General features: G+C 70.6%; 17 protein-coding genes. 9 read left to right on the forward strand and 8 right to left on the reverse strand.

Annotation, left to right across the window (positions count from 1 at the left end; genetic code table 11):
* Positions 1 to 32: 32 nt before the first annotated feature.
* The 4 genes from CV755_RS21425 to CV755_RS21440 are packed head-to-tail and all read right to left on the reverse strand — an operon-like array spanning position 33 to position 3,170.
* Positions 33 to 992 (reverse strand): complex I subunit 1/NuoH family protein, encoded by a 960-nt coding sequence (locus CV755_RS21425; RefSeq protein ID WP_109281789.1) that lies wholly within the window; start codon positions 990 to 992, stop codon positions 33 to 35.
* Positions 989 to 2,176, reverse strand: coding sequence for an NADH-quinone oxidoreductase subunit C (locus CV755_RS21430; RefSeq protein ID WP_109281790.1), 1,188 nt, complete (start codon positions 2,174 to 2,176; stop codon positions 989 to 991). Before CV755_RS21430 ends, CV755_RS21425 begins: the two co-directional genes overlap by 4 nt.
* Positions 2,173 to 2,748 (reverse strand): NADH-quinone oxidoreductase subunit B, encoded by a 576-nt coding sequence (locus CV755_RS21435; RefSeq protein ID WP_109281791.1) that lies wholly within the window; start codon positions 2,746 to 2,748, stop codon positions 2,173 to 2,175. Before CV755_RS21435 ends, CV755_RS21430 begins: the two co-directional genes overlap by 4 nt.
* Positions 2,718 to 3,170, reverse strand: coding sequence for an NADH-quinone oxidoreductase subunit A (locus CV755_RS21440; protein ID WP_109281792.1), 453 nt, complete (start codon positions 3,168 to 3,170; stop codon positions 2,718 to 2,720). The genes CV755_RS21435 and CV755_RS21440 overlap by 31 nt, the downstream gene beginning before the upstream one ends.
* A gap of 144 nt (positions 3,171 to 3,314) precedes the next feature.
* On the opposite strand from CV755_RS21440, the gene CV755_RS21445 reads away from it, so the two are divergent.
* From CV755_RS21445 to rarD, 7 genes are all read left to right on the forward strand, one after another.
* Positions 3,315 to 4,472, forward strand: a complete 1,158-nt coding sequence (locus CV755_RS21445) for a sensor histidine kinase (RefSeq protein WP_109281793.1) — start codon at positions 3,315 to 3,317, stop codon at positions 4,470 to 4,472.
* A gap of 72 nt (positions 4,473 to 4,544) precedes the next feature.
* On the forward strand, positions 4,545 to 5,882 hold the full coding sequence (locus CV755_RS21450; RefSeq protein WP_109281794.1) for a sensor histidine kinase: 1,338 nt from the start codon (positions 4,545 to 4,547) through the stop codon (positions 5,880 to 5,882).
* 120 nt (positions 5,883 to 6,002) lie between these two features.
* Positions 6,003 to 6,674: a LuxR C-terminal-related transcriptional regulator gene (locus CV755_RS21455; RefSeq protein ID WP_109282019.1), complete on the forward strand. Its 672-nt coding sequence runs from the start codon at positions 6,003 to 6,005 to the stop codon at positions 6,672 to 6,674.
* A 275-nt stretch (positions 6,675 to 6,949) separates the two neighbouring features.
* Positions 6,950 to 8,935 (forward strand): 2-oxoacid:acceptor oxidoreductase subunit alpha, encoded by a 1,986-nt coding sequence (locus tag CV755_RS21460; protein WP_109281795.1) that lies wholly within the window; start codon positions 6,950 to 6,952, stop codon positions 8,933 to 8,935.
* Positions 8,928 to 9,977 (forward strand): 2-oxoacid:ferredoxin oxidoreductase subunit beta, encoded by a 1,050-nt coding sequence (locus tag CV755_RS21465; protein ID WP_109281796.1) that lies wholly within the window; start codon positions 8,928 to 8,930, stop codon positions 9,975 to 9,977. The genes CV755_RS21460 and CV755_RS21465 overlap by 8 nt, the downstream gene beginning before the upstream one ends.
* Positions 9,978 to 10,073: 96 nt before the next feature.
* Complete coding sequence (locus CV755_RS21470; protein WP_109282020.1) at positions 10,074 to 12,080, forward strand: APC family permease; 2,007 nt, start codon at positions 10,074 to 10,076, stop codon at positions 12,078 to 12,080.
* 98 nt (positions 12,081 to 12,178) lie between these two features.
* Positions 12,179 to 13,150 carry an EamA family transporter RarD gene (rarD, locus tag CV755_RS21475; protein ID WP_109281797.1) on the forward strand — a complete coding sequence of 324 codons (972 nt, stop codon included), beginning with the start codon at positions 12,179 to 12,181 and terminating at the stop codon, positions 13,148 to 13,150.
* 115 nt (positions 13,151 to 13,265) lie between these two features.
* Here rarD and CV755_RS21480 read toward each other — a convergent pair whose 3' ends face one another.
* The 4 genes from CV755_RS21480 to CV755_RS21495 all read right to left on the reverse strand — a co-directional run bounded on the left by CV755_RS21480 (position 13,266) and on the right by CV755_RS21495 (position 15,893).
* The gene (locus CV755_RS21480; protein WP_109281798.1) at positions 13,266 to 14,291 is read right to left on the reverse strand and encodes an NsdA family TPR-like regulatory protein; all 1,026 of its coding nucleotides are present in this window, start codon (positions 14,289 to 14,291) and stop codon (positions 13,266 to 13,268) included.
* 275 nt (positions 14,292 to 14,566) lie between these two features.
* A complete protein-coding gene (locus CV755_RS21485; protein WP_109281799.1) occupies positions 14,567 to 15,049 on the reverse strand; it encodes a hypothetical protein in 483 nt (160 codons plus the stop codon).
* The gene (locus tag CV755_RS21490; protein WP_338323674.1) at positions 15,043 to 15,462 is read right to left on the reverse strand and encodes an ATP-binding protein; all 420 of its coding nucleotides are present in this window, start codon (positions 15,460 to 15,462) and stop codon (positions 15,043 to 15,045) included. Before CV755_RS21490 ends, CV755_RS21485 begins: the two co-directional genes overlap by 7 nt.
* Positions 15,459 to 15,893, reverse strand: a complete 435-nt coding sequence (locus CV755_RS21495) for a hypothetical protein (RefSeq protein WP_193553441.1) — start codon at positions 15,891 to 15,893, stop codon at positions 15,459 to 15,461. Before CV755_RS21495 ends, CV755_RS21490 begins: the two co-directional genes overlap by 4 nt.
* Before the next feature lie 197 nt (positions 15,894 to 16,090).
* On the opposite strand from CV755_RS21495, the gene CV755_RS21500 reads away from it, so the two are divergent.
* Positions 16,091 to 17,185: a helix-turn-helix domain-containing protein gene (locus CV755_RS21500; RefSeq protein WP_109281800.1), complete on the forward strand. Its 1,095-nt coding sequence runs from the start codon at positions 16,091 to 16,093 to the stop codon at positions 17,183 to 17,185.
* 16 nt (positions 17,186 to 17,201) lie between these two features.
* Positions 17,202 to 17,873 (forward strand): YdcF family protein, encoded by a 672-nt coding sequence (locus CV755_RS21505; protein WP_241561321.1) that lies wholly within the window; start codon positions 17,202 to 17,204, stop codon positions 17,871 to 17,873.
* Positions 17,874 to 17,911 lie beyond the last annotated feature (38 nt).

Consider the following 17,911-nt stretch of genomic DNA (forward strand, 5'->3'; position numbering starts at 1 on the left):
CCCCTTGGCCAGACCACTTCCTGGAACGCCCACTACCGGATCACCACCTTGACGACGCCCGTCAGCGCGATCTGCGCCAGCGCGAGCGGAATGAGCACGGTCCAGGCCAGCTTCTGCAACTGGTCCTCGCGCAGCCGCGGATAGCTCACCCGCAGCCAGATCACCACAAAGGCCAGCACCATCGTCTTGAGCAGGGTCCACACCCAGCCGCCGGCGAAGGGGCCGTGCCAGCCGCCGAGGAAGAGCACCGTGGTCAAGGCGCAGAGCACCACGATTCCGGCGTATTCCGACAGCAGGAACATGGCGAAGCGCAGGCCGGTGTACTCGGTGTACGCACCGAAGATGATCTCCGAGTCGGCCACCGGCATATCGAACGGCGGCCGTTGCAGCTCGGCCAGCCCGGCGGTGAAGAACACCACGGCGCCGGTCAGCTGCCAGGGCACCCACCACCAGTGGAAGGCGTCCACGATGCCGGGCAGCGAGACGGTGCCGGCGGCCATCGCCACCGAGGCGGCGGCCAGCAGCATCGGCAGCTCGTACGCCAGCAGCTGGGCGGCCGTACGCAGACCGCCCAGCAGGGAGAACTTATTGGCCGAGGCCCAGCCCGCCATCAGCGAGCCGAGCACTCCCACGCCCATCACCGCGAGGGCGAAGAAGACCCCGGCGTCCAGGGCCCGGCCGACCTGGCCGCCCGGCCCGACCGGGATGGCGACCAGCACCAGCAGATACGGCAACAACGCGACCGCGGGCGCCAGTTGGAAAATCCGCCGGTCGGCGTCCGCCGGTACGACGTCTTCCTTCTGCGCGAACTTCACACCGTCCGCGACCAGTTGGGCCCAGCCATGGAAACCACCGGCGTACATGGGCCCCAGCCGCCCCTGCATATGCGCCATCACCTTGTGCTCGGTCTGACCGATCACCAGCGGCAGCACCAGAAACCCGGCGAACACGGCCACGAGACGCAGCAGCACATCAACGCTGTCGCCACTCATGCGGGTTCGCCTCCGGCGGGGGTGTCGTGGTCATTGGGGGGTACGGGTTCGCCTCCCGCGGGGGTTTCGCGGCCATCGCCGGGCACGGATTCGCCTCCCGCGGGCGTTTCGCCGTCATCGCCGGGTGCGGACGGGGCTTCCGCACCCTCGCTACGGGGGGCTCGCGGCTCGCGCGGGGGCGGCTGCTCCGCGCCACGGTCCGCGTCGGCCTGAGCGGGCGGCGCCTGCCCCTCCGGCGACTCCTCTTCGAAGGCGGGACGCGCATGGTGCCAGGGCGCGTCCGTGCTGCGGGGAGGGCGGGGGGCGGGCGCGTCCGGCCGCTGGGTTGCTGAACCTTCAGAGGCGCTGCGGGCCCGGCGGGGCGCGGCCCCACCCGGCTGCTGGCTCGCCGAGCCCTCGGAAGCGCTACGGGCCCGGCGGGGCGCGCCGCCCTCAGCCTGCTGGCTCGCCGAGCCCTCGGAGACGCTGCGCATGCGGCGCGGCGCCGGAGCGCCGCCCTCAGCCTGCTGGCTCGCCGAGCCCTCGGAGACGCTGCGCGTGCGGCGCGGCGGCGTACCCTCCCCCGCCGTGCGCGCCCGGCGCACCGGCCGTTCCGGGGCGGCGGGCAGCTGCCCCTTGAGCGGGCCCCACTCATTGGGGTCGGGGACGCCCGGCGGCAGCATCTGGCGTCGCCGGGGCCCGCCCTGCCCAGCACCCGCCGCCGACTCCCCCGGCTCCTTCGCCCCAGGCCAGGCCTTGACCACCCGCGCCGCCAGGACGAAGTCCTTGCGCAGCGGGTGGCCCTCGAAGTTCTCCGGGAGCAGCAGCGGCACCAGGTGCGGGTGGCCGGTGAAGTCCACGCCGAACATCTCGTGGGTCTCGCGCTCATGCCAGGCCGCACCGGCGTAGACGCCCACCGCACTCGGCAGCACCGGCGCCTCATGCGGCACGGTGGTGCGTACCAGCAGCGTGCGTACCTCGCCCGGAGCGGCCGCCACCAGATGGGCGCAGACCCGGAAGCCCGTGCCGGGCTCGTCCACGGCGCTCAGCCAGTCGAAGAAGGTGCAGCCGAGCCGGTCGCGGGCGGTGCCCAGCGCCTGGAGCCAGGCGGTGGCGGGCACGTCCACGGTCAGCAGCCCGTACGCCTCCTCGGCGGTGGCGTCCGCACCGAACAGCTCGGTCACCTCGGCGGGGAGCCAGTTCATGAGCCACCCCCGGGCGGGGCGACCAGCCCGCTGCGCAGCTGCGCGACGGAGGCGCTCCCGGAGCCGTACCGCTCGCTCAGCGACTCCGCCGCGATCTTCTCCTGAAGCTTGAGGATGCCCTGGAGCAGCGCCTCCGGCCGCGGCGGGCAGCCGGGGACATAGACATCCACCGGGATGATCTGGTCCACGCCCTTGGTGACCGAGTACGAGTCCCAGTAGGGCCCGCCGCAGTTGGAGCAGGCACCGAAGGAGATGACGTACTTGGGCTCGGGCATCTGCTCATAGAGCCGCTTGACCGCGGGCGCCATCTTGTCCGTGACCGTGCCGGAGACGACCATCAGATCCGCCTGCCGGGGCCCCGGCGCGAAGGGGATCACGCCCAGGCGGATGAAGTCATGCCGCGCCATGGACGCGGCGATGAACTCGATCGCGCAGCAGGCGAGCCCGAAGTTGAAGACCCAGAGGCTGTAGCGGCGGCCCCAGTTGAGGATCACCTTCATCGGCTCGGGGGCGAGCCGGGCCAGCGGTCCCAGCTTGCTTGTCACGTCCACTCCAGGACGCCCTTCTTCCATGCGTACAACAGGCCCACGGCCAGAAAGCCGAGGAAGACGAACATCTCGACGAGGGTGGCGCCGCCGAAGCCGGGTGCCGCGAAGACCGTGGCCCAGGGGAACAGGAAGACCGAGTCCACGGCGAAGATCACATAGAGGAAGGCATAGACGTAGTAGCGCACCTGGGTGTGTGCCCAGCCCTCGCCGACCGGGTCCACCCCGCACTCATAGGTCAGCAGCTTCTCCGGCGTCGGCACCACCGGCCGCAGCAGCCGGCCGGCTCCGAAGGCGACGCAGACGAACAGCACGCCGATCACGGCGAGCAGGCCCACGACGCCATAGCCGTCGAAATACGCGGAGCTGTCCGCGATGCCCGCGGTTGCCTCCGGCACTGTGGCCCCTCGCTCCCTGTGTGCGGATGTTTCGTCCGCATTACTCGACATTCGACGATCTGTACGCACGGGAGTCTATGGCCTGTGGGCCCGGGAGCGGGCAGCGCTGTTCGGCCGGTGGTGGGGTTATCCCCACCCGGAGCCCGGCCACCGCCCCCATGGTGGGCGGGCTTCCGGAGCAGGCAGGCTTGGGCCATGAGCACCGCCTCCACCTTCGACGACGACCGGCCGCCGCCCGTCCGCCCCGCCTACGACGGCCGGACCTGGCGCGAGGTGGCCCATCTGCTGGGCAATCTGCCCGAGGGTCTGGTGGGCTTCGTCTACACCGTGCTCTGGCTGTTCCCGGGCATTGCGCTGTCGGTGACCGTGATCGGCGTGCCGCTGCTGGCGGCAGGCCTGGCGGGGTCGCGGGCGCTGGGCGGACTGGCCAGGGCGCGGGCGCGGACGCTGCTGGGGGTACGGATCGAGGAGCCCAGCCCGCTGCCGCGGCGGGGCGGGCGGCTGCTCCGGCTGCGGCTGCGGCTGACCGACCCGGTGGCCTGGCGGACCACCCTCTACGCCTTCCTCCGGCTGCCCTGGGGGGTGCTGAGCTTTGTCCTCACCGTGGTGGCGCTGCTGCTGGCCTGGCCGGTGCTGGCCTATGTGACCCGTGCCCTGACCTCGGTGGACCGGGCGATGGTGCGGTCCCTGCTGTCCCCGTCCAGCGAACTGGAGCGGCGGGTGGCGGAGCTGGAGCAGGACCGGGGGGTGGTGGTGGACACCGCCGCCGCCGACCTGCGCCGCATCGAACGCGACCTGCACGACGGAGCCCAGGCCCGCCTGGTCTCCCTCGCCATGGGCCTCGGCCTGGCCAAGGAAAAAGTCCTCGAAGACCCCGACGCCGCCGCCAAAATGGTGGACGAAGCCCACGGCGAGGTAAAGCTCGCCCTCCAGGAACTCCGCGACCTCGCCCGCGGCATCCACCCCGCCGTCCTCACCGACCGCGGCCTGGACGCCGCCCTCTCCGCCGTCGCCGCCCGCTGCACCGTCCCCGTCACCGTGGACGTGGACCTCGACGAACGCCCCGCCCCCGCCATCGAAGGCATCGCCTACTTCACCGTCTCCGAACTCCTCCAGAACATCAGCAAACACAGCCACGCCCGCACCGCCGAGATCGAGCTGTGGCGGACCAAGGAGCGGCTGCTGATCCAGGTACGGGACGACGGGCGCGGCGGCGCGAGCACCGACAAGGGCAGCGGACTGGCCGGCCTCGCCGAGCGACTGGGCTCGGTGGACGGCCTGTTCACCGTGGACTCCCCCGAGGGCGGCCCCACCGTGGTGACGGCCGAACTCCCTTGGCGCGAACGCGCCTGAGCCCCGCCCCGGGCCCCGTGAGGGGCGCGAGGAACTGCGCGACCAGCCCAAGACGGCCCGCACCCGACACTGATGAAGGACGAGCACATGGCCATGAGCTACCAAGCCGAACAACCCTTCAAACGGCTCCCGTTGGTGCTACGAGCACCCCTGACCGCCCGCACCTGGCGGGAGTTCCTCTACCTCCAGCTCAACTTCCCCATCGCACTGGCCGCTTTCATCTACAGCATCACCATGGTCGCCGTCGGCGCCGGCCTGCTGATCACCTTTGTCGGCCTGCCGATCCTGGCCGCCACCCTCTACGGCGCCCGCCTGTTCGGCGCCCTGGAGCGCGGCCGGGCCCGGCTGCTGCTGGGCCTGGAGGTGGAGGCACCCCGGCCGGTACGGGCGGACAACCGGCGCGGCGGGGTGACCGGCTGGACGCTCAGCCTGTTCAAGAGCGACACCACCTGGCGGCACCTGCTCTATATGCTCGTCCACTTCCCGTGGGCGGTGTGCACCTTCGTCATCTCGCTGCCGCTGTGGCTGGTGGGCTGGGCGGCGCTGCTCTACCCGGCGTACCAGTGGATGTACCCCACCTTCTGGGGCCAGCCCGGCTGGTCGCTGATCAGCACCCCCAGCCACCGGATCTATCTGGACACCCCCTTTGAGATAGCGGTGACCTGCGGTGTGGGGCTGTGCGTGGTGCTGGCCGCCCCCTGGATCATGCACGCCATGACCCAGGTGGACCGGCTGCTGGTGAAGTCGCTGCTGGGCCCGTCCCGGCTGGCGGCCCGGGTCACCGAGCTGGAGCAGGACCGGGGGGTGGTGGTGGACACCGCCGCCGCCGACCTGCGCCGCATCGAACGCGACCTGCACGACGGAGCCCAGGCCCGCCTGGTCTCCCTCGCCATGGGCCTCGGCCTGGCCAAGGAAAAAGTCCTCGAAGACCCCGACGCCGCCGCCAAAATGGTGGACGAAGCCCACGGCGAGGTAAAGCTCGCCCTCCAGGAACTCCGCGACCTCGCCCGCGGCATCCACCCCGCCGTCCTCACCGACCGCGGCCTGGACGCCGCCCTCTCCGCCGTCGCCGCCCGCTGCACCGTCCCCGTCACCGTGGACGTGGACCTCGACGAACGCCCCGCCCCCGCCATCGAAGGCATCGCCTACTTCACCGTCTCCGAACTCCTCCAGAACATCAGCAAACACAGCCACGCCCGCACCGCCCGGGTGGAGGTCTGGCGCTCCGGCAGCCGGCTGATGCTCCAGGTGTGGGACGACGGCCGGGGCGGGGCGAGCACCGACCAGGGCAGCGGACTGGCCGGGCTGGCCGAGCGGCTGGGCTCGGTGGACGGGCTGCTGGTGGTGGACTCCCCCGAGGGCGGCCCCACCACGGTGACCGCCGAACTCCCCTGGCGCGGGCGCCGCTGACCGCCGGCGGTCCCCCGCGTCCGCCGGTAACCGCCCGCGGTCCCCCGCATCGCACCGGGCCTGCGATGCTTGGCCTGGGATTGCCGACGATTCAGACGGTTCAGGGGGCCGGGGGCTGTGGTGGAAGACAGGGTACGGGTGGTCATCGCCGAGGATTCAGTGCTGCTCAGGGAGGGCCTGACCCGGCTGCTGACCGACCGCGGCCATGAGGTGGTCGCCGGGGTGGGGGACGCCGAGGCGCTGCTGAAGACAGTGCGCGAGCTGGCGGACGAGGGCGCGCTGCCGGATGTGGTGGTCGCCGACGTCCGGATGCCTCCCACCCACACCGACGAGGGGGTACGGGCCTCGGTGCGGCTGCGCAAGGACCACCCGGAGCTGGGGGTCCTGGTCTTCTCGCAGTATGTGGAGGAGCAGTACGCCACCGAGCTGCTGGCCGGCAGCAGCCGGGGGGTGGGCTATCTGCTCAAGGACCGGGTGGCCGAGGTGCGCGAGTTTGTGGACGCGGTGGTCCGGGTCGCCCGGGGCGGCACCGCGCTGGACCCGGAGGTGGTGGCCCAGCTGCTGGGCCGCAGCCGCAAGCAGGACGTACTGGCGGGGCTGACCCCCCGGGAGCGCGAGGTGCTGGGCCTGATGGCGGAGGGACGGACCAATTCCGCCATCGCCCGGCAGCTGGTGGTCAGCGACGGGGCGGTGGAGAAGCACATCAGCAATATCTTTCTGAAGCTGGGACTGTCGCCCAGTGATGGGGATCACCGTCGGGTGCTGGCCGTCCTGACATACCTACGTTCGTGATCATTTGACATAGCGTCAGGGGAATGTCAGGCCCCCAGGTGGGACGCGGGCCCGGTCCTGGAGGACCGCGACCAAAGTCGTAGGGGGCGCCCACCCGCGTTCCCCTTGGAGCCCCCCGGCAAAACACCGCAAAACCGGACGCTCCCCGGGGCTGCCCAAGGGCGCCTCCAGCGGTCCTCCCCGGGCGCCCCAAGCCTTCCCCCGTACGATGGCCATGGGAACGCCGCCTGAGCACCACCACGTGCGCGGCGCCGCCACGAGGGAGGTCCGAAGCAGTGACCAGCCAGGTCAGCAGCCCGGCCGAACAGGCCGATTCAGCCGAACAGCCAGGCTTCTCCCCGCCCGGTGCGGGCGAGGAGCCGTCGCGCCTCACAGGACAGCGCGGCCCCACGGCGAACGGCGGCTCCAAGGAGGTGCGCCGGCTGGACCGGGTGATCATCCGGTTCGCGGGTGACTCCGGTGACGGTATGCAGCTCACCGGTGACCGCTTCACCTCGGAGACCGCCTCCTTCGGCAACGACCTGTCCACTCTGCCGAACTTCCCGGCGGAGATCCGGGCCCCCGCCGGCACCCTGCCGGGCGTCTCGTCGTTCCAGCTGCACTTCGCGGACCACGACATCCTCACCCCCGGTGACGCGCCCAATGTCCTGGTCGCCATGAACCCGGCCGCGCTCAAGGCCAACCTGGCCGATGTCCCGCGCGGCGCGGAGATCATCGTCAACACCGACGAGTTCACCAAGCGGCCGATGGCCAAGGTCGGTTATGACACCAACCCGCTGGAGGACGGCTCGCTGGACGCCTACAACGTCCACCCGGTGCCGCTGACCACGCTGACCATCGAGGCGCTCAAGGAGTTCGGGCTCTCCCGCAAGGAGGCCGAGCGCAGCAAGAACATGTTCGCGCTGGGCCTGCTGTCCTGGATGTACCACCGGCCCACCGAGAGCACCGAAGCCTTTCTGCGCAAGAAGTTCGCCAAGAAGCCCCAGATCGCCGAGGCCAATGTGGCGGCGTTCCGGGCGGGCTGGAACTTCGGCGAGACCACCGAGGACTTCGCGGTCTCCTATGAGGTCGCCCCGGCAACCGCCGCCTTCCCGCCGGGCACTTACCGCAATATCTCCGGCAACCTCGCCCTGTCCTATGGCCTGATCGCCGCCTCCCGCCAGGCGGACCTGCCGCTGTACCTGGGCTCGTACCCGATCACCCCGGCCTCCGACATCCTGCATGAGCTGTCGCGGCACAAGAACTTCGGCGTGCGCACCTTCCAGGCCGAGGACGAGATCGCCGGCATCGGCGCCGCCCTGGGCGCCGCCTTCGGCGGGGCACTGGCCGTCACCACCACCTCCGGGCCCGGCGTGGCCCTGAAGTCGGAGACCATCGGCCTGGCCGTCTCCCTGGAACTGCCGCTGCTGGTAGTGGACATCCAGCGCGGCGGCCCCTCCACCGGCCTGCCCACCAAGACCGAACAGGCCGACCTGCTGCAGGCCATGTACGGACGCAACGGCGAGGCCCCGGTGCCCATCGTGGCGCCGAAGACCCCGGCCGACTGCTTCGACGCCGCCCTGGACGCGGCCCGGATCGCGCTCACCTACCGCACCCCGGTCTTCCTGCTCTCCGACGGCTATCTGGCCAATGGCTCCGAGCCCTGGCGCATCCCGGAGATGGACGAACTGCCCGATCTGCGAGTGCAGTTCGCCGCCGGCCCCAACCACACCCTGGCCGACGGCACCGAGGTCTTCTGGCCGTACAAGCGCGACCCGGAGACCCTGGCCCGGCCCTGGGCGGTGCCCGGCACCCCCGGCCTGGAGCACCGCATCGGCGGCATCGAGAAGCAGGACGGCACCGGCAACATCTCCTACGACCCGGCCAACCACGACTTCATGGTCCGCACCCGGCAGGCCAAGGTGGACGGCATCACGGTCCCCGAGCTGGCGGTCGATGACCCCGGCGGCCAGGCCCGGACCCTGGTGCTGGGCTGGGGCTCCACCTATGGGCCCATCACCGCCGCGGTCCGCCGGGTCCGCCGCGAGGGCGGGCACATCGCCCAGGCGCATCTGCGCCATCTCAACCCCTTCCCGGCCAACCTCGGCCAGATCCTGGGCAATTACCGCCGGGTGGTGGTCCCCGAGATGAACCTCGGCCAGCTCGCCACCCTGCTGCGCGCCCGCTATCTGACCGACGTCCGCTCCTACACCCAGGTCAGCGGCATGCCGTTCAAGGCCGAGCAGCTCGCCACCGTGCTCAAGGAGGCCATCGATGACTGAGGCGCTCAAGCTGGTGCCCAAGGCCGAAGCCCAGCAGTCCATGAAGGACTTCAAGTCCGACCAGGAAGTGCGCTGGTGCCCCGGCTGCGGTGACTACGCCATCCTCGCCGCTGTCCAGGGCTTTATGCCCGAACTCGGCCTGGCGAAGGAGAACATCGTCTTCGTCTCCGGCATCGGCTGCTCCTCCCGCTTCCCGTACTACATGAACACCTATGGGATGCACTCCATCCATGGCCGCGCCCCGGCCATCGCCACCGGACTGGCCACCTCCAGGCGGGACTTGAGCGTCTGGGTGGTCACCGGTGACGGCGACGCCCTCTCCATTGGCGGCAACCACCTCATCCACGCCCTGCGCCGCAATGTCAACTTGAAGATCCTGCTGTTCAACAACCGGATCTATGGCCTCACCAAGGGCCAGTACAGCCCGACTTCGGAGCTGGGCAAGATCACCAAGTCCACCCCGATGGGCTCGCTGGACGCACCCTTCAACCCGGTGTCGCTGGCCCTGGGCGCCGAAGCCGGCTTTGTCGCCCGTACCGTGGACTCCGACCGCAAGCACCTCACCGAGGTACTGCGCCAGGCCGCCCAACACCCGGGCACCGCGCTGGTGGAGATCTACCAGAACTGCAATATCTTCAACGACGGCGCCTTCGAGGTGCTCAAGGACAAGCAGCAGGCCGAAGAAGCCGTGATCCGCCTGGAGCACGGGCAGCCGATCCGCTTCGGGGTGGACCGCTCCAAGGGCGTGGTGCGCAACCAGGCCACCGGTGACCTGGAGGTCGTGGAGGTCACGCCCGAGAACGAGGCCCGGGTGCTGGTGCACGACGCGCACTCCGCCTCCCCCACCACCGCCTTCGCGCTCTCCCGCCTGGCCAATCCCGACACTCTCCACCACACCCCCATCGGTGTCTTCCGCGACGTCCAACGGCCGGTCTACGACACCCTGATGGCCGACCAGCTGGAGACCGCCGTGGAGCAGCAGGGCAAGGGCGATCTGGCCACCCTGCTGGCGGGCAATGACACCTGGACCGTCGTCGGCTGACGCCGCACCACCGACGACCGGCGGCCGGGCACCGAACGGGTGCCCGGCCTCCGCGTCTCATCGGCCACAGCCAGGGGTATCAGCTCTGCTATGGGCATGGCCGAAACCGCACCACACGTCCGCGACCGGCTCCGTTACCGCGTCAAATGCCGTCTGCTGGGCCCCCCGCTCGTCACCGAGCAACTGGCCCACGAGAAGCTGTCCAACCCCATGGCGCTGGGTGTGCTGGCCTCCGACTGCATCTCCTCCACCGCCTATGGCACCGAGGAGATGCTGCGCATTCTGGTCCCCGTCGTGGGACTTGCCGCCTTCACCCTGCTGCTGCCGGTCACCGGCGCCATCCTCCTGGTCCTGCTGCTGCTCACCCTCTCCTACCGGGACGTGGTCTCGGTCTACACCCGGGCCGGCGGCTCCTATGTGGTGGCCAGGGAGAACTTCGGGCCGCGCATCGCCCAGATCGCCGCGGTGGCCCTGCTGGTGGACTACATCGTCACCGTCGCCGTACAGACCGCCGCCGGCACCGATGCCCTGATCTCCCTGGCCCACCTGGTGGGCCACGGCTACCACGGCATCGACAACCTCAAAATGCCCATCACGGTCGGGATAGTGGTGGTGCTGATGTACGGAAACCTGCGCGGCATCCGCGAAGCGGGCCGCGCCTTCGCCGTCCCCGCCTACCTCTTTATGCTGGCCATCGGCCTGGTTCTGGCAGTCGGCCTGGTACGGGCGCTGACCGGCGGCCTGCCGCACGCCGACCCGCACGCCCAGGGCGCCATCCCGCTGGGCACCTCAGGACACGGCTGGCTCTACGGCACCTCGCTCTTTATCGTGCTGCGCTCCTTCGCCAACGGCGGCTCCTCGCTCACCGGCCTGGAAGCCATCTCCAATGGCGTCTCCGCCTTCCGCAGCCCCCAGGGACGCAACGCCCGCCGCACCCTCACCGCCATGAGCATCATCCTGGGCGTCATGGTGCTGGGCGTCTCCGCGCTGGCCCACTACACCCACGCCATCCCCTACACCGACGGCAACCCCACCGTGGTCGCCCAGGAGGCCCATCTGATCTTCGGGGACAGCTGGCTGGGCACCGCCGGCCTGGTCTATGTCCAGCTGGCCACCGCGCTGATCCTCTACACCGGCGCCAACACCCCCTTCACCGGCTTCCCCTTTCTGGCCAGCTTTGTCGCCGAGGACCGCTTTCTGCCCCGCCAGCTCACCCGGCGCGGCCACCGGCTGGCCTTCTCCAACGGCATCATCTGCCTCACCGTGGTCTCGCTGGCCCTGCTCTTTGTCACCGGAAGCAATGTGGACAAACTGGTGGCGCTCTATGCCATCGGCGTCTTCACCGGATTCACCATGGCCGCCGCCGGGATGGCCGCCCACCACTGGCGCCGGGACGAGCCGCACCGCCGGCTGAAGATCGCGGTCAATCTGGCCGCCGCCATCACCTCCGCGCTGGTGGTGGTGATCTTCGCCATCACCAAGTTCACCCAGGGCGCCTGGCTGGTGGTGGTGATCTTCCCGCTGGGCGTCTGGGCCCTGATCCGCATCAACCACACCTACCGGCTGGAGGCCCAGGCCCTGGAGAACGTACCGGCGTTCACCAGCGACAAACCACGCTGGCGGCGGCACCTGGTGTACGTCCTGGTGGACTCCCTGGACCTGGCCGCCGTCAAGGCACTGCGCTACGCCCAGGAACTGCGGCCGGACGAGGTGCGGGTGCTGCACTTCGTCATCGACGAGGCCCGCGCCCGGCATCTGGCCTCCCGCTGGGACCAGCTCTCCGGCACCAATGTCCCGCTGGAGCTGGTGGACTGCCCCGACCGCCGGCTGCGCCATGCGGTGGCCGAACTGGCCGCCCGTACCACCGCCGACGGCACCACGGCGCTGACCCTGCTGATCCCGCGCCGCAGCTACTCCACTCCACTGGGCCGGCTGCTGCACCGGGACACCGGCGAACAGATGGCCAAGACCCTTGAACAGCTGCCCAATGTGGCGGTGACCATCCTGCCCTTCGATGTCACCGCGGCGGTACGGCGGATGCGCGCGGGAGAGGGGACCACACCCGAGGGCACCGAGCGCCGGCAGGCCGAGCAGCGGACCTGACCGCCCGCTGGAACGTAAATGACACACCCGGGGTTCGGGGGTTACGTTCGCCAGGTCGCGCCGCCGCGCCACCAGGCCGTACCACCAGGGAGGGAACCATGGCCCAGCCGGACACCCCACACAGCGAGACCCGCACCGGTTTCCTCTATGGCACCGCCGCCTATGCGATCTGGGGCCTGTTCCCCCTGTACTGGCCCCTGCTGGAACCCACCGGGCCCTTTGAGATCCTCGCCCACCGCATGGTGTGGTCCCTGATCACGGTGGCCGCCGCGCTGACCCTCACCCGCCGCTGGGCATGGATACGCCCGCTGCTGCGGCAGCCCCGGCGGCTGGCCATGATCGCCGCCGGGGCCACCCTGATCTCCGCCAACTGGGCCATCTACATCTGGGCCGTCAACTCCCACCATGTGGTGGAGACCGCGCTGGGCTACTTCATCAACCCCCTGGTGGTGATCGCCCTGGGCGTGCTGGTGATGCGCGAACGGCTGCGCCCCGCGCAGTGGGCGGCGGTGGCCATCGGAGCGGCCGCGGTGGTGGTACTGGCGGTCGGCTACGGCAAACTGCCGTGGATCGCCCTTGGGCTGGCCGCGAGCTTCGGCACCTACAGCCTGGTGAAGAAGAAGGTGGCGCTGGGCGGGCTGGAGTCGATGGCCGCCGAGACGGCCGTGCAATTCCTGCCCGCCCTGGGCTTTTTGATCCTGCTCGGCGCCCGGGGCAAGAGCAGCTTCGCCACCGCGGGGGCGGGGCACGCCGCCCTGCTGGCGGCCTCCGGGCTGATCACCGCCGTACCGCTGATCGCCTTCGGCGCGGCCGCGGTCCGGCTGCCGCTGTCGGTGATGGGCATGCTGCAATACCTCGCCCCCGTCTTCCAGTTCGCGCTGGGGCTGCTGGTCTTCCACGAGGCCATGCCTCCCGAGCGCTGGGCCGGGTTCGCCCTGGTCTGGCTGGCTCTGGCCCTCCTCACCTGGGACGGCCTGCGGGCCGGCCGGGCCGCCCGCGCGGAACTGGCCACGGCCCGCGCGAAGGCTGCCGCCGCGGCTCCCAACTCCCGCGAAACGGCGCCCCGTTAGAGGCGTGACCCCTGTTGGGGGCCGGGCGGCGGTGCGGCATCGGCCGGACGCCTGGCTGCCGGCGCGCAGGCCGGCGGCTTGGATGACCTCAAGGGGCGTTGGTCGAGTTGTGCCGCTACGAGATGAGCGCGGCTGCCTTCTGCCGCAGTTGATCCGCTTCAGGCATGCCGCGGAACCGGTTGAGCCGGGTACGCATGTCGTCGGCCGCGGTGTGGACCTTGATGGAGCGGATGCCGTCCGCGCAGTCGGCGAAGTCGTTCCAGGTGGCGAGGGCGCCGTCGAGGTCGCCTTGGCGGAGGCGAACGCCGCCGAGGTCGGCCAGGACGATGGCGCGGGTGCGGCGGCGGTCGAGGCCGTGGATGTCGAGGGCGAGACGGAGATGTTCTTCGGCGGCGTCGAGGTCGCCGAGGCGGGCGAGGATCATCGCGGATTCGTGAGCCCACCGGCCGGGCGAGTAGTGGGCGGCCCAGGACTCGCCTGCACTGGTGCCTGAGTGGCCGATGGCGCTCTCGGAGAGGGTGAGGTGGCGGGTGGCGAGCTTGTGGTCATTGTCCTGGGCGGCGGCGTTGGCGAGGGTCGCTTGGTAATAGGCGACGGCCCGGGAGTTGTCGAGGTCTTTGCCGTAGCGCACGCAGGCTTCGGCGAGTTGGACGGCTTCGGCCCGAAAGCCGAGGTCGATGGCCTGGACGGCCAGGCCGCGCAGGGCAGTTGCGGAGAGTTCGGGGTCGCGGGCTTCGGCGGCGAGGCGGTAGGCGTGGGCGTAGTACTGCTGGGCCCGGCCTTGGTGTTCGGGGTCGTGGCCTTCGTCCTGGGCCATCCAGCCCGCGAGGTGGACCAGTTGGGAGGTGGCGGCAAACAGCTCTCGGCCGGTGACCTCGGTGTACTTGCCGTTGAGCCAGGGGGCGACGTCGTCGGTGAGGTAGCGGACGGCGAGGTGGCGGGCGTGTCCGCCGCCGAATTCGGCGGCAGCGTCGCCGAGGGCCTTGACCATCTGCTTGACGGCGGCGACCTCGCCGGCACCCACGCGGACGGCCGCGGCTGGAGCGCATTTGGTGCGGCGGGTGATGCTGTCGAGGTCGGGCAGCGCGAGGGCGCTCAGGGCGTAACCGCTCGTGGCGGCCAGGAAGTTCCGGCGGTGCACGTCTCGCCTCCCCAACTGGATGACTGAAGCCACGGTATCGGTGGCCTCCGCCTCGGACCCGGCGGTTTGCGTCTCCCTGGAGGGCTCGCCGCGACCGCGCGGACGAAGGCCGACCGCTCGGCGAGCAGGTGCGTGATCAGGAAGGCGGTGGCCTGCTCGACGGGGGCCGAACTGGGTGGTGACCTTGGTGAAGTAGGCGTCCGGCCGGGCGCGTTCGAAGGGTTCCATGGCAGTTCCCTCTTGGGTGAGCGCGGGGTCATGCATGGGCGGTTGGGTCAGGGGGTGCGGGCCAGGCCGAACAGCAGCCGGTCGGCCACGCGGGCGGCGTCGAGGTAGATGTCGAGACGGCCGGCGGTCGCGGACTGCGGCAGCGGGTCCAGGGCGAGGATGAGTACGGCCTGGCCCCAGCGGGTGACCAGGTCGGTCCATCCCGGGTGGGCCGGCAGGCGAAGGCCGTAGCGGGAGCCACCGAACTTCAGCAGCACCCGGTTGCCGATGACGCGCAGGCAGCCGTCGAGGTCGGGGATGGCGTCGTGGATGCCGACAAGGGGACCGAGGCTGGCGCCAATGTGCCGCATACGGGCCTCGACCGCGGTCGGAGTGTCGTGGCTGGTGCGTCCGGGCGGGTAGGCCAGCAGGATGTGCGCGAGGTCCTGCCCACCCGGGCCGGGGCCGGACCAGGTCCAGGTGCTGAGCGAGAACAGCAGGCTGGGACCGGGCCCCGTGGACGGCGCGGGTGCCAGGGGGCGGGTCAGCATGGTGTCTCCTGCAAAGCGGGCGTGATGGCGAACCGCGACCAGACGATCTTTCCGGTAGGGGCGAGAGGAGCGACGCCCCAGCCGGTGGAGAGGGCGGCGACCAGGTGCAGCCCGCGGCCGGAGGTGATGTCGTGGGTGGGGAGGCGGAGTTCGGGCCGGCGGGGGTGGTCGTCGTGGACTTCCAGGTGGAGGTAGCTGCCGTCGATGGCCAGCCGGACCAGGAAGCCGCCATGGTTGTTGGCATGGACGACCGCGTTGGTCGCCAACTCGCTGACACACAGCCGGACATCATCGGCCAGGGCGCTCAGCCCCCAGGCCAGCAGAGCCTTGTCGGCGAAGTCGCGGGCCAGTCCAACCGATGCGGGCACGGAGGCGAAGAACCTCTGGCCGGACGGGGTCATGAAGGTGCTCACGACTCGGCCTCCAGCGCAGGCGTGGGCCGGTGCCCGCGTCGCCGGGCCTGGGAGCCGTCGTGGCCGGGGCGCCTGCGGCGGGCCGGACCGGGAAGCTCCTTGCGGACCAGCAGCAGCCGGGCTCCGGCCGCCGCGAGGCGTTTGCCGCGTGCTGCGGCTATGGCCCTGGGGCCCAGGTGAGAGGCCGAGGACAGCACGACGCCGTAGGTGCCGGGCACTGCCAGCGCGTCCATCAATCCGGTGAAGGCCGCGGAGTTGACGGTGGTGACGCGTTCGGTGAACACGCCGGACAGCGACAGCTCATGCTGGCGGCAGTACTCGACCAGCGACCGCTTCAGGGCCACCTCGCGGGCCGCGGAGACGTTGACCAGCCGCAGGAAGCCGTAGACGACCGGGCCGCTGACACGGCGGTGCTCGGTAAGGGGTTCCATGAAGAGGACCGTCCAAAAAGATCAAAAGGGGCGGAACAGGAAGGCTGCCCCGGCCGAAGTAGGGGCTATGACCCGTGTGTTGAAGCGTCCTCCCGCGCCGGCCGCAATGAAATGACGCGGTGCTGCACTTGCGTTGCACTTCCGTCCCCCCGCATGCGTGTTCCGTGCTTGCATGACCTGCCGGAAGGGAGCGACGCGTGGCGACCGTGCATCACTGGACCGGCCTGGAAGCCCGGGCCCTGCGGCTCGCCCTGCGGATGAGCGTCCGCGTCTTCGCCCAGCACCTCGGCGTCGCCGTGCGGACCGTCTCCAACTGGGACAAGTACCTGTCCGCGACCGAGCCCCGCCCGGACACCCAGGCGATCTTGGATACCGCTCTCGCCCGCGCGGACGCCTCGGCGCACTTGCGGTTCGAGACGTTCCTCTCCGAGGCCGGCGGACCGCCCGCGACCACCGGCCGCGTCACCTCCGCCGGCCCCAGGGCCTGGGAGTACGAATCGTGGACCGACGACCTCGACCGCGTCGCTGTCGCCTTGAGCCGCCAGAACTTCGCCTTCGCCGACAACCTGCTCAGCCGGTGGCTGAACCGCTTCCGACCGCCCGAGCTGGACGACAAGGGCCTGTATCTCCTCGCCCGCTCGACCGCCCTCATGGGAGACCTCAAGCGCGACCAAGGGGCCGTGGTCGGGCCGCTCTCAGCCCAGCACGCGTATGCCGGGGCCCACTCGATTTTCACCCAGCTCGACATCCCCCGCCGCGTCGCCCAGCTCGACCTCTCCCTCGCCGTCGTCGCCGAGATGTCCGGCCGCCTGGAGACCGCCGCCCGCCACTACGAAAACCTCGCCGTCGATGACCGGCTCGCCCGCCGCGACCGCGCAAGGGCCCGCCTGTGGGTGGGGACCGCGCTGAGCAAGGAAGGCGAACACGACTACGCAGCCCGCGTCATGCTGGCCGCAACCCGCGATTTCGAAGACCTCGGCGAACCGGACGACTGGTCCGTCGCCCACCAGAAACTCGCCCTCGCCCACCGAGGCGCCGGCGACCTGGGCAAGGCCGTGCACTTCATCGGCATCGCCCGCAGGACGGGCGTGACCGACTCTCCGATGCAGCGCGTGCGTCTGGACACCGCTCACGGACACATCCTGCTGTCCGATCCTGCCACCCGGGATGATGGCCTCTCGGCCCTCGATCAGGCCGCGCAGCTGGCCGCTCAGTACGGCATGAGCCACCAGCTGGCCAGCATCGAGAGCATCCGGACGACCGCCGGGGCGACGAGCCCCCGGCGGCGGTGACCAGGGAGAGACGCCAGTGACCACGGACATCCAGCAGGCCATCACCGACGGGCAGCGCCAGCATGCCAAGTTGATCTGGGACTACCACCAGATGGACCGCGAACTCCGGCCGGCGGACGCAGCGATCGGCCTGGGCAGCCACGACCTGGGCGTCCCCGCGTTCTGCGCCGAGCTGTACCGAGCCGGACTCTTCCCCACACTCGTCTTCTCCGGCGGCCCCAACCCCACCCATCCCGGCCGCTTCCCCCGCGGCGAAGCCGTGCACTTCCGCGAGCACGCACTCGCCCTCGGCGTCCCGGACGAAGCGGTTCTGCTGGAGCCCAAAGCCAGGAACACCGGCCAGAACATCACCTTCTCCCGCGATGTCCTGGCCGCCGCCGGAATCACCCCGAAGACCGTGCTCCTGGTCTCCATGCCCTATATGGAGCGACGCGCCTTCGCCACCGCCCGCAAGGTCTGGCCGGAGGTGGAGGTGGTCTGCGCCTCGGCGCCACTGGATTTCGACGACTACCTGAAGACGATCGGTGACGACAAGCACGTCGTGGACCAGCTCGTGGGCGATCTCCAGCGGGTGATCGAGTATCCGAAGCTCGGCTTCGCCATCGAGCAGGATGTCCCGGAGGACGTGCATGCAGCGTACGAATCCCTCATCAACGACGGCTTCACCAGCCGCCTCATCACCTCGTGACCTGCCCACGGGCGGGCTGTGCGCTATCCACCAGCCGA

Origin of the sequence: Streptomyces orinoci (assembly GCF_003121295.1) — a bacterium.
GTDB classification, from domain to species: domain Bacteria; phylum Actinomycetota; class Actinomycetes; order Streptomycetales; family Streptomycetaceae; genus Streptomyces; species Streptomyces orinoci.